Genomic DNA, 11,686 nt, shown 5'->3' with positions numbered 1-11,686 from the left:
GCCGCAGGTCATCGTGCACCCAGGCCAGCAGTGCGTCACGCCCGAGGGCGTCGAGCTGCGCGAGCGGATGGCGCTGGTCGGCGCAGCGGTCCTCTGCCGGGGAGCCTGTGGCTCAGGACGACACGGCGATCAGTGCCCGGTAATGTTTCGGGGTCTCGATCTCGTCGACGACCGCGACTGCGAGGTCGGCGTAGGAGAACGGGGCCGCGCTCTCGTCGGCGGGCGGCAGCAGGCTGCCGCCGGTCCGGTACCGGCCGGTGCGTGCGGCCTTCTCGTCGAGGAAAACCGCCGGTGGGGCGAGGACCACCCAGTCGATCGCGGTGTCCGCCGCGCGCAGGGCCTCGAGCTCCGCCGCGTGCCCCAGGGAGAAGTCGCGTGCCTCCGCGGGGAAGCCGGGCGTGCTGTAGAGAGGCACCCCGGGTACGGTCTCCAGGGTGGTGCCGATGCCGATCGCCACCAGCCTGCCGACGCCGGCCCGCGCCAGGCCGTCCAGGAGGGCGGCGGTGGAGGCAAGGTAGAACTCCTCCGAGGACACGTCGAGCCGGGCGGCGGCGTTGACGGCCGCGTCGTGCCCGGCGGCGACCGCCGCGACGCTGCCCGCCTCGGTGACGTCGCCGGAGACCACGGTCACACCGTCACCGGCCAGATCCGGATACCGGGCCGGTTCCCGGACGACCGCGGTGACCTGATGGCCGCGGGCGGCGGCCTCCGCGACCGTCCGGCGGCCCGCCCTGCCTCCCGCTCCGAAGACAACGATCCTGCTCATCCTGGGCCTCCGATCGACGGGACCGGCGTGATCGCCGATCTCTGACGCGGACGGTAGCCCGTAACCCCTTGGTTCCCGCAACGATAGTGACCCGCGTGCGGCGGTGACCGGTACGCGTGTGACGGCGGCTCGTGCGGCGGTGATCGGTACGCGGGTGATCCGCGTGTGGCAGTGATCCGCGTGTGACGGCGGTTCGTGCGGCGGTGACTCGTGTGGCAGTGATCGTGCGGCCCTGACCCGTGTGACGCGACGGCCGCGCGTACGCTGGGAAGGTGATTGAGCCGCTCGATCCCGACATGTTCACCGGGTGCGTATATGACACTCCGCCCTTCCAGATCGGCGGGAAGTGGACCCCGAAGATCATCAGATGCCTGCAGGGTGGCCCCCGGCGCTTCTCCGAGCTGCAGAGGCCGCTGCGTGGCATCACCCCGAAGGTGCTCACGGAGACCTTGCGGGCGATGGAGCGCGACGGGCTGGTCACCCGCTCGACCTACGCCGAGATCCCGCCCAGGGTCGAGTACTCGCTGACCTCGCTCGGGCACAGCCTCCTCGAACCCCTGGACGCCTGCTGCCACTGGACCCGGGCACACCTGCCCGAGCTGCTCAGGGCCCGCGACGCGTACGAGGACCGCGTGACCGTTCCGGCGGGGGAGGACCGGCTCGGCGGCTCCTGAACCACCGTCTCCGCGAAGTCGCCGCGCGGGGGAAGCCTGCCTGTTACATGGGCATTTGCGTAGTTTGTTAAGCGAGGATCCAGTGGGATGAGTAGGGGATACTCATGCTTTCCACCGTGTCCCCACCTAGCGTTCGGAAGGGCCTGTCCTGACGATCCACGGGGGGTGGGCGGGAAAGGGCTGGATTCGTCCTCATCATCGTTCCGATGACGTCGGCACCGCTCCTCCGAGTGTCGTGCCGGCTGTCGGGGAAGCCACGAGCCTGGCGGGGGCCGGCTCGTAGACCACCCCGTACGGCCGCCTCCCGGCGCCGGTCGTCGGAGCGGCGGGAGGGGGGCGAAGCCGGCTCCCCGGGGGCGGGGGGCTGGAGTGAGCCATGGGCGTTTGGTCTAATTTGCCGGTGATGGCATGCTCTTTCCCGGGACTCGGCCTCCCGCGGTCCGGCGCCTGTCCCGCCCTTCGTGCGGCGGGGAGCGAGTCATCGGGTGGTTCCGAGCGGGTGCACACCTGGGAGGAACACGATGGCCGTCACGCCGCCGCGGTCCGGCGACCCTACGAGCCTCGGCCCGTACGCCATCGAGGCCAGGCTCGGTGAGGGCGGCCAGGGCACGGTCTACCTCGGCCGCGACCCGGCCGGTGAGCGTGTCGCGGTCAAGGTGCTGCATCCGAGGTTCGCCGCCGACCAGGTCGCGAGGACGCGCTTCCAGCGGGAGATCGCCGTCGCCCGGCAGATCGCCGAGTTCTGCACCGCCCGGGTGCTCGACGCGGGGGAGAGCGGCGACCACCTCTACGTGGTGAGCGAGTTCATCGACGGGCCGTCGCTGCAGCAGGCCGTCGAGAGCGAGGGACCACGCGACGGCACCGCCCTGCAGCGCATCACGATCAGCACGGCCACCGCGCTCGTCGCCATCCACCAGGCGGGGATCGCGCACCGCGATTTCAAGCCGGCCAACGTGCTCCTCGGCTTCGACGGCCCGCGCGTCATCGACTTCGGCATCTCCAAGGCGCTCGACGCCGGGGTCGCCCAGACCAGCGGCGCCGTCGGGACCCCGACCTACATGTCACCCGAGCAAATCCACGGCCGGCTCGTCGCCGCTCCCTCGGATGTGTTCAGCTGGGCCGTGACGATGGTGTTCGCCGCCACCGGCAGCCCCGCGTTCGGCCAGGACACCATCCCGGCCGTGCTCCACCGCATCCTCAACGCGGAGCCCGACCTGTCGGGGGTGCCCGAAGGGCTGCGACCGCTGCTGCGCGCCTGCCTGGCCAAGACGCCCGCCGACCGGCCGGTGGCCTCCGACCTGTTGTTCCGGCTGATCCGCCAGCCGTCGGCGGGTGCCGTCACGCCACCGTCCGAGGGGTCCTCCCCGGAGCCGTCCCAGGCGGGGCGACCGGCACGGGGCCAGCAGCCGCCGTTCCAGTCGTCGCCGTCCGAGCCATCGTCCCAGTCGTCGCCGTCCCCCGATCGATCGCCGTCGTCACAGCGGCAGTCGCCGTCCGGGTGGGGGGCCGAGCCTCAGCAGCCGCCGTCCCGGCACTCGCCGTCCGAGCAGCGGCCGTTCGAGCAGCGGCCGTTCGAGCCGCCGTCCCAGCAATCGCTGTCGCGACACCCGCCGTCCGGGCGGAGCGCCGCGCCGCCGCAGCCGCCGTACGCGGGGCCGCCGACCGGTCCGGGCACCGCGCCGGGGCAGTGGCGACCGGCGGGCCCCGGAGGCCCCGCCCTTCCCGGTGATTCGTGGGAGGGATCTCTCACCGCGACCGGTCCGGGCGGGTCCGGACGGTCGCGCACATGGTGGATCGGTGCCGCCGTCGCCGCCTCCGCGGTCGCGGTCTCCGCCGGGGTCTTCGTGCTCCCGCCGCTGCTGGCGGGGACGGGGAACGAGCCCGCGGGCCCCACCCCCGTCGCGCTGACCACCTCCCCGCCGGTCTCCGGCGGATCACTCTCACCCGAAGCCCCCGCGTCTCCCGGCGTTTCGCCGCCTCCCAGCGGTTCCCCGTCTCCCGGTGGATCGGCGTCTCCCGGTGGATCGGCGTCCCCCGCGGCCACCCCCACCTCCGTCACCGGCGACTGGAAGAGCGCGCCGGTCGGCGGCCCGCTGCGCGGCCATCGCGACGACCTCCAGACGGTGGCGATCGCCCAGGTCGGCGGCAGGTCCGTGATCGTCTCCGGTGCCAACGACCACACCGTCCGCCTGTGGGACCTGGCCACCCGCAGGCCGCTGGCCACGCTCACCGGGCACACCGGCTGGGTGCGCTCCGTCGCGGTCACCGAGCTGGACGGCAGGACGATCGCGGTGTCGGGCGGCGACGACGGCACCGTCCGCCGCTGGGACCTCGCCACCCGCAAACCGGTCGGCAAGGCCATCGACGCCGCCGCGCCCGTCTTCTCCCTCGCCCTGGCCACCCTCGACGGCGAGCCCGTCGTGGCGACCGGAGGTCGCGACGGGAGCCTGCGTCTGTGGGACCTGAGGACGGGCGCCGCGATCGGCAAGGGCCGCCGTGCCTCCGACGGCGCCGTGTTCGGCCTGGCCACGGCCGAGCTCGACGGCGAGCCCGTCGTGTTCACCGGCGGCGGCGACGGGACGGTGCGCCGCTGGCCGCTCCGCTCGGGGCCCGGCGAGACCATCCTCACCCAGCGGGGCCAGATCACCGCCGTCACCACGGCCGAGCTGGACGGCAGGCTCGTGGTGCTGTCCGCGGGAGGCGCGCAGGACATCCACATCGACGACGCCGCGGGCGCCGGCGAGGCACGTCCACCCATCCGGGACCACAGCGGCTGGGTCTACTCCCTGGCTGTCGGCCGGGTGGGGTCGCTCACCGTCGTCGTCTCCGGCAGCAACGACGCCACCGCGCAGGTCCACGACCTCGACACCGGAAAGTCGGCGGGGCGGCCGTTCAAGGCCCACGACCACAACGTGTTCGCCGCCGCGGTGGCCGAGCTCGACGGCGAGCCCGTCGCGGTCACCGGCGGCGGTGACGACACCGTCCGCGTCTGGCGCCTGCGCTGACCGGTCTTCGGGGCGCCGGGCCGGTGTGGACGCCGCGTGGCGGAGGCGGGCCCGGCGGCCCGGCGGTCGGGTCGCTGTCACCGGGTGGCGGGGTCCGGCGCACCGGACCCGCTCCGCCTCGTCGGAACCCCCGCTCACCGGCCGTACGCGACTTCTCCCGGAGCGTGCCGCGCCGGGTCAGCGACCGGCGAGCTCCGAGAAGATCTCCACCAGTTCGGGCCGGTCGAACGGGCCGACATGGGGGGCCGCGACGCTCCGCACGTCGGTCGGGTTGTCCGGAGTGAGGCGGTCGGCCTCCTCGATGAACCGGTCCTGCAACGCGGGCGGAATCAGCCGGTCGAGGGTGAAACGCACGTAGGTCCGGGGAATCCGGCCCCAGGTGTGCGCCTCGCCCCGGGCTTCGGCCATCGGGATGCCGGCGGTCTCGTCCGGCTCCAGCATGCTGAGCAGCCGCCGCACCCCCTCGTCGGTGAAGTCTCCGGCGAGGGCGTCCTTGACGGCCTGGAACACCGCCGGATCGGCCGAGCGCCAGTTGAGCCGGGTCACCCCCAGGGCCACCGGGTCGGCGATCACGGCCGCGGACACCCGGGGGAGCAGGCTGTCGCCGTTCTCCGGCGTTTCGATGTAAGCGACCATGTTCGGCAGGTCCACGCAGCAGTACGCCGCGACATAGACGACCCGGTCGAGCAGTTCGGGGACGGCGTTGCCGACCCTGCTCACGGTGACGCCGCCCTGGCTCATGCCGGCGAGGATCACGGGCCCGTGGCGGCGGGCGCGGCGCACCACCTCCACGACGCGCTCGACGTAGTCGTCGATGGTGATCTTGGCGAGCGGCGACGGTTCGGCCGCCAGCTCCTCGAGGTCCTGCGGGGCCTGGTACGAACGGGGGTAGAACGCCTCGCCGCCGTGGCCCGGAAGGTCGACGGCCACGCACCGGTGCCCGCGCAGGGTGAGCTCGGTGGTCAGCCCCGAGGCCCAGGCCGACGAGGAGTGGGTGCCGTGGACGAACACCAGGGTCGGCGGTCGCCGGTCGGCGTCGCGGTTCGTTGTCATTGACGTTCTCCTTCTGTGTGTTGGACGGGTGGTGTGGGGTGGTCAACGGTGTGGCGGGCGCCACATCGGCCACAGGAGCGGGCCGTCCGCCACGCGAACCGGCTCGCCGAGATCCTCGAATCCGTGCCGCTGGTAGAGGGCGCGGCTCCTGGGTGAACTCGCCTCCAGGTACGCGGCGAGCCCGTCGGCGCCCGCTCGCTCCAGCCGGTGCCGCAACATCGCCGAGCCGAGTCCGGTGCCCTGCCGCCCGCTGACCACCCCCATGCACGGGAGGTAGAGGTGCGGATCGCGATCGGGGTGCCGCGGGGCCAGCGCCTGCCCCAGGGCCGTCAATCGCGCGCCGTTCTCACCGAAGACCGTCTCCCGGCCCGCGTCGGGCGTGTCCAGGGGCTCCTCGTAGGGCGTCTGGCCCGCGGCCAGCCTCAGCCAGATCGAGGCGCCCTCGTGACGACCGGCCAGGTACGCCTCGGCGGCGGGATGGGTGAGCAGGGGGCGGTAGTGGTGCGCCTGGAGGCGGCCCCGTCGGCCCGCGTCGGGGAAGAGCCAGCAGACGAGGGGATCGTTCATGAACGCCTCGGTCAGGACGTCCGACACCGTCTGCCGGTCCGCGTCATCCGCCCGCCGCACGGATGCGTACGGTGTATCGACTGTCATGGGTACAGCGTATTGAGATGACCGCAGAAGTGGTCGTTATTCTAGGGTTTGGCAGGTCAAAGTGAACTAGTGCTGAGCGATTGAACTAGTACACTCTTGGCAGGCAGCAACCTCACCGGGAGATCGGGGGCCCCATGCCGTCGTCAACGCGGCGACCGGAACCGCCATACCGGCAGATCGTCGCGGAGATCCGTGACCGGATCCTGGCCGGCGACCTGCGGCCCGGAGATCGGGTGCCCTCCATCCGGGAGATCGCCCGGCGATGGGAGGTGGCGGTCGCGACCGCGACCAGGGTGATGGCCACTCTCCGCGACGACGGGCTGGTCGAAACGAAGATCGGCGCCGGCACGGTGGTCAGCGCCCTCGCGGGTCGGAAGCAGCCGGTCGCCGTGACCGCCCCCCCGAGACCACGGCGGGCCGGTGTCCCCAAGCAGGCGCTGAACCGGAGGCGAATTCTCCGCACCGCCGTCGCGATCGCCGACACCGAGGGGCTCGACGCCGTGTCCATGCGGCGGCTCGCGGCCGAGTTCGGTGTCGGTCCGATGTCGCTGTACCGGCACGTTTCGAGCAAGGACGAACTGGTGACGCAGATGACCGACGAGGTCTTCGGTGAACCAGAGCTCCCGGTCCCGGGGCCGGACGGCTGGCGGGCCAAGCTCGAACTGATCTCCCGCCTGCAGTGGGAGCTGTGCCGGCGACACCTCTGGCTGCCCAGGGCCGTCTCGTTCGTTCGCCCGTTGCTGGTGCCCAACGTGATGGCGCACACCGAGTGGACCCTGCGTGCGCTCGACGAGCTTGGACTGCCCATGGCGACACGGATTCGCGAGGCGCTCACGCTGCCCGGACTGGTCCTCACCGTCGCGCTGTCCATGGCGGACGAGGTCGAAGTCGAGCAGGAGACCGGTGTGACGCTCGACCGGTGGTGGCTGACACAGCGGAAGCGGGCCGACGAACTCCTCGACTCCGGCCGATTTCCGCTGCTGGCCACGCTTGCCGGGGAAGAGGTGCCGGACGTGGACGGATTGTTCGAGTACAGCCTCGCGCGCCATCTCGATGGTTTCGCCGCCCTGGTGGAGGATCAGGCCCGAACGCGGCCGTAGTCCTGTTTCGTCGGAGACGCTGAGGCGGCGCGGACCATCAAGGGTGTCGACTCTCTTCAGTCGACTCTCTTCAGGAAACGGCACCTCCGCCGCGGAAGGGCGGCTCCGGATCACGCGGCCCGGGATCACGCGGCCCGGGATCACACCGCCCGGGATCACGCGGGCCGGGATCACGGGGCTCCCAGCAGGGCGATGGCGGACAGGGTGCCCAGGGACAGGACGCTGGAGACGAGGATGGCGTCGCGGGGCAGGTCGGTGGGGCGGCCGTACTCGGCGGCGTACACGTAGGTGTTCTGGGCGGTGGGAAGCCCGGCGAACAGGACGGCCGCGAAGAGCGCCGGGCCGTCGAGGTGGAGAAGGAAACGCCCGGCCAGGAAGGCCACCAGCGGCTGGACCAGCAGTTTGAGCACCACCGCCGGTGTCGTCCCGCGCCAGGAGACGGCCGAGCCGTTCAGGGACATGCCCAGCGAGAAGAGCGCCAGGGGCACCGCGGCGCCGCCGAGGATCTCCAGGGGCTTCAGCGCGAGGTCGGGCAGCCGCCAGCCGAGGGCCGACACGCCCAGGCCGAGGAACGAGGCCACCACGATCGGCGTCCGCAGTGGGGCGAGGAAGGACGCGCGTCCGGCCCCGAGACCGAGGAAGATCAGCGGGGAGACCGTCAGGACCTGGAAGATCAGGACCGACACCACGAACGTCGCGTCGTTCAGGACGTACAGGCCGACGGGGATGCCGAGGTTGCCGGCGTTGACGTAGGCCGACGACATCGCGCCGATCACCCGTTCGGGCAGCTCGCCGCGGAACAGCGCGAGCGCGAGCAGGCCGACGGCGAAGGTGCTGATCGCGAAGGCGAGCAGCGGGCCGGGCTGGATCCGGTCGAGCGGGGTACGGCTGAGCGTGGTGAACAGCACCGCGGGCATCGCGACGGTGAACGCGAACCTTGTCAGCGCCTGCCGGGCGTGGACGCTCGCCCAGCCGAACCGAGCGGACAGCCAGCCGAGCGCGCCGATAAACCATATAGGGATAAATGCCGCGATAACCGACTGCACTCGGCATACCGTAGCCGGGCTCTCGCACTCCCCGGCGAGCCCGGTCGTCTCCGGCTCCCGGCCGCCCGTATCGATCCTCGCGGAAGAGAGGCCGCTTGGTATGACGTGGATGGAGGAATGTTCCCAGCATGCCAAACGTCGGTGACATGGCAGCGCACCCTGTTCGGGTCGTTCGGAGGATGACGCGGCAGGTACGGCGGCTGGCCGAGCGAACGCCGCCGCAGCGGGAGCGCTATGCCGACCTGCTGCGCGCCGTCGCGATCACGGCGGTTGTCATCGGGCACTGGCTGGCGATCTATGTGACCCGCGACGGCAGGGGCTTCCAGGGCGGGAGCATCCTCCAGGTCGCCTCGTGGACCCGTCCGCTGACGTGGCTGTTCCAGGTGATGCCGCTGTTCTTCCTGGTCGGCGGCTTCGCGAACGCCGCGTCCCTCACCTCCCACCTCAGGCGAGGTGGCAACGCCATGGGCTGGGTGCTGGGCCGGACGGCTCGGCTCCTGCGCCCGACGACGATGCTGCTGGGCGGACTGGCGGCGGCGGCTCTGACGGCCAGGGGCCTGGGTGCCGAGCCCGCTCTGATCGGTGTGGCGGTCTGGCTGGCCTCGATCCCGTTGTGGTTCCTGGTCGCCTACGTCGCCGTGATGGTCCTCACCCCGCCGATGTACGCCCTGCATCGGCGTGCGGGCCTGGCCGTGCCGATCATCCTGACGGTCCTGGTCGGCGGGGGTGACCTGGCCCGTCTGGTGCTGAACGTTCCCTACGCGGGCCAGGCGAACTTCCTGCTCGCCTGGCTGGCCGTGCATCAGCTCGGCTTCGCCTGGCAGGACGGGCGCCTGCCGTCCCGGCGGAGCGTGGCTCTGCCGATGGCGGCGGCCGGGTTCGCCGCCCTCGTGCTTCTCACGGTGGTCGGCCCCTATCCGGTCAGCATGGTGGGTTTCGGAGGGGAGAGAGTACGGAACACCTCTCCACCTACGCTGGCCCTCCTGGCTCTGGCCGTCACGCAGACGGGGATCGCCCTGTGGATGCGTGGCCCGGGGAACCGGTGGCTGCGGCGGCTGGGCCCGTGGACCGTCGTCGTGGCGATCAACTCAATGATCATGACGCTTTTTCTCTGGCACATGACCGCCGTCGTGATCGGCGTCATGCTGCTCTACGGAACGGCGGTGATGCCCGACGCCATGCCCGGGTCGGCACTCTGGTTGCTCCTGCGCGTTCCCTGGCTCGCCTGCCTGGCGCTGGTTCTCGCCCTCCTCGTCACACTGTTCGGGGGTTTCGAGCGGCGTGCGGGGCGATGGGCCGCTTCCGTGGGCACGGTGAAAGGCGTGTGGCCGACCGCGCTCACGATCGCCGGGGTCGGTGCCGTGCTCGCCGGGCTTCTGGCCCTCGCTCTGGCCGGGCCGGGCCACCACGGACCGACGGGTCTGCCCGTGAGGGTGCTGGTCGCCTACTTCGGCGGTGTCGCCGCCTTGGGTTTCGTCCGCCGGCGGTACTCGCGTCCGGCGCGGATCGCAGGACGATGAGGACCGGCCGGGCGGCCGGGAACGTTCCCTCACGACGTGCGGTCGCGATCCCTCGCGGGGGCGACGGGGCCCCGCCTCCTCGTGGGGAGGGGCCGGGAAACCGGCCGGGGAACGCCAGGGGACCGGGCGCGGCCTTCCGGCCGCGCCCGGTCGGGGGTCAGCGCCAGGAGTCGGTGCGCGTGGCGGTGCCGCCGGACGGGGTGGTGAAGGAGCGGTTGGGGTCGCTCTCCCAGGTCACCGAGCCGTCGGAGTTCTTCTTGATGTACTTGTACTGGATCGCCGTGCCGGGCGGCAGGTTCACCGTGGCCCTCCAGACCGGGTACGCGGCCGACGACAGGGCGATCGCGTTCGCCGGGTTCCAGGAGCCCAGCTCGGCGACGTTGCCGACGACGAAGACGTTCTGGCCCCAGTTCGTCGTCACGGTCGCGTTGAACGAGGTGGCGACCTGGCCGGGGTTGACCGTCGGTGTCGGGCTGGGGCCGGGGCCCGAGGCGCCGGTGTGGACGGCGACCGCGCCCCTGGCGGGAACGGTCACCGAGGCCGAGCCGCCCGCGCCGACGGTCACCGAGCCGCTTCCCGCGACGTTGGCGTAGGTCCCGGCGGGCAGGCCGGTGGAGAAGGTGCGGGTGACGCTCCCGCCCTCGTTGTTGATCGCGACCCAGCCCTTGGCGCCCCGGCTGAAGGCGATCACGTTGTTGCCGTTGTCGTACCAGTTGCCGACCGAGGTGCCCTGGACGGCGCGGTTGAAGCCGACCATGCCGTTCATCTGGCGGTGGAAGCAGGTCCACTGGCCGTTGCCGCAGTTGGCGTCGGTGGCGAAGCCGCCGCCTGCCGACGGCGGGCCGCTCTCGCTGTTGCTCCAGGTGAACCCGGAGTAGACCCTCGGCGTGCCGTACGGCCAGGCGAGCATGAAGACGTTGGCCAGCCGGTAGGCGTCGCCGTACTTGTAGTTCATGGTCGAGCCGTTGCGCTCGGTGTCGTGGTTGTCGATGAACACCACGGCCTTGTCGCTGGGCACCGACAGGCCCCAGCTCTGCCCGAAGGACTGCAGGTTCCTGATCTGGCCGCCGTTGAACTGCTCCTTGAGCTTGCGCCCGTACACGAACTCGTGCACGTCGCCGATCCCGGTGTACTGGCTCGGCGTGATCACCTCGCCATTGCCCTGGATGACCTCCTGGTGGATGTACGGCGAGCCGGTCAGCTTGCCCTTGATCGCGGCCAGGTCGCCCGGGTCGATGTGCTTGGCGGCGTCGACGCGGAAGCCGTCCACGCCGAGGGAGGTCAGCCTGTTGAGGTAGCCCGCGATCTGGTTGCGGACGTACTCGGAGCCGGTGTCGAGGTCGGACAGGCCGACCAGCTCGCAGTTCTGCACCCGCCAGGCGTCGCCTGTGTAGTCGGAGCCGTTGATCCCGCAGACGGGGGAGTGGAAGTCGGCGGCGGAGTAGAGGCCCGGGTAGTCGTACTTGCCGAAGGTGTAGCCGCCGTAGCTGCTGCTGCCCTGGCCGGTCATGTGGTTGATGACGGCGTCGGCGTGGACCTTGAGCCCGGCGGAGTGGCAGGCGTTCACCATGTTCCTGAGCGCGTTCTCGTCGCCGAACTTGCTGGTGAGGGTGTAGCGGGCGGGCTGGTAGATGTCCCACCAGACCGAGCCGCCCCGGGACATCGAGTCGCTCGGCGGGGAGACCTGCACGGCGGCGTACCCGGCGGGGCCGAGGACGTCGGTGCACTCCCTGGCGACGGAGTTCCAGTTCCAGTTCCACAGTTTGACGATCGGGCCGGGGGTGGGCGGCGCGGCCTGGGCCGGGGCGCTCAGCACGCCGGGCACCAGCACGGCGGCGCTCACCAGAGCGCTTAACGCCGTGGCAATG

At 71.6% G+C, this 11,686-nt stretch carries 9 protein-coding genes; 4 read left to right on the top strand and 5 right to left on the bottom strand.

Annotated features, from left to right (window positions below; all coding sequences use genetic code 11):
• Positions 1 to 112: 112 nt before the first annotated feature.
• Positions 113 to 766 carry an NAD(P)-dependent oxidoreductase gene (locus tag ACSDR0_RS21345; protein ID WP_435290617.1) on the bottom strand — a complete coding sequence of 218 codons (654 nt, stop codon included), beginning with the start codon at positions 764 to 766 and terminating at the stop codon, positions 113 to 115.
• Positions 767 to 1,038: 272 nt separating this feature from the next.
• Here ACSDR0_RS21345 and ACSDR0_RS21340 point away from each other — a divergent pair, with 272 nt between their 5' ends.
• Positions 1,039 to 1,440 carry a winged helix-turn-helix transcriptional regulator gene (locus tag ACSDR0_RS21340; protein WP_435290616.1) on the top strand — a complete coding sequence of 134 codons (402 nt, stop codon included), beginning with the start codon at positions 1,039 to 1,041 and terminating at the stop codon, positions 1,438 to 1,440.
• Between the two features lie 521 nt (positions 1,441 to 1,961).
• Positions 1,962 to 4,445: a WD40 repeat domain-containing serine/threonine protein kinase gene (locus tag ACSDR0_RS21335; RefSeq protein WP_435290615.1), complete on the top strand. Its 2,484-nt coding sequence runs from the start codon at positions 1,962 to 1,964 to the stop codon at positions 4,443 to 4,445.
• A 177-nt stretch (positions 4,446 to 4,622) separates the two neighbouring features.
• On the opposite strand, the gene ACSDR0_RS21330 is transcribed toward ACSDR0_RS21335, so the two are convergent.
• Both ACSDR0_RS21330 and ACSDR0_RS21325 read right to left on the bottom strand, forming a co-directional pair.
• Positions 4,623 to 5,498, bottom strand: coding sequence for an alpha/beta fold hydrolase (locus tag ACSDR0_RS21330; RefSeq protein ID WP_435290614.1), 876 nt, complete (start codon positions 5,496 to 5,498; stop codon positions 4,623 to 4,625).
• 42 nt (positions 5,499 to 5,540) lie between these two features.
• Positions 5,541 to 6,152, bottom strand: coding sequence for a GNAT family N-acetyltransferase (locus tag ACSDR0_RS21325; protein ID WP_435290613.1), 612 nt, complete (start codon positions 6,150 to 6,152; stop codon positions 5,541 to 5,543).
• A gap of 134 nt (positions 6,153 to 6,286) precedes the next feature.
• On the opposite strand from ACSDR0_RS21325, the gene ACSDR0_RS21320 reads away from it, so the two are divergent.
• On the top strand, positions 6,287 to 7,252 hold the full coding sequence (locus ACSDR0_RS21320) for a GntR family transcriptional regulator (protein WP_435290612.1): 966 nt from the start codon (positions 6,287 to 6,289) through the stop codon (positions 7,250 to 7,252).
• 170 nt (positions 7,253 to 7,422) lie between these two features.
• Here the strand turns inward: ACSDR0_RS21320 and ACSDR0_RS21315 are convergent, their stop codons facing one another.
• Positions 7,423 to 8,298 carry an AEC family transporter gene (locus tag ACSDR0_RS21315; RefSeq protein WP_435290611.1) on the bottom strand — a complete coding sequence of 292 codons (876 nt, stop codon included), beginning with the start codon at positions 8,296 to 8,298 and terminating at the stop codon, positions 7,423 to 7,425.
• 179 nt (positions 8,299 to 8,477) lie between these two features.
• Between ACSDR0_RS21315 and ACSDR0_RS21310 the strand changes: the two genes are divergently transcribed.
• Positions 8,478 to 9,818, top strand: coding sequence for an acyltransferase family protein (locus ACSDR0_RS21310; protein ID WP_435290610.1), 1,341 nt, complete (start codon positions 8,478 to 8,480; stop codon positions 9,816 to 9,818).
• A 157-nt stretch (positions 9,819 to 9,975) separates the two neighbouring features.
• Here the strand turns inward: ACSDR0_RS21310 and ACSDR0_RS21305 are convergent, their stop codons facing one another.
• The gene (locus tag ACSDR0_RS21305; RefSeq protein WP_435290609.1) at positions 9,976 to 11,661 is read right to left on the bottom strand and encodes a carbohydrate-binding module family 20 domain-containing protein; all 1,686 of its coding nucleotides are present in this window, start codon (positions 11,659 to 11,661) and stop codon (positions 9,976 to 9,978) included.
• Positions 11,662 to 11,686 lie beyond the last annotated feature (25 nt).

It is taken from the genome of Streptosporangium sp. G11 (assembly GCF_051192615.1).
Lineage (GTDB): Bacteria > Actinomycetota > Actinomycetes > Streptosporangiales > Streptosporangiaceae > Streptosporangium.
This window is presented reverse-complemented; position numbering and strand designations above follow the sequence as displayed.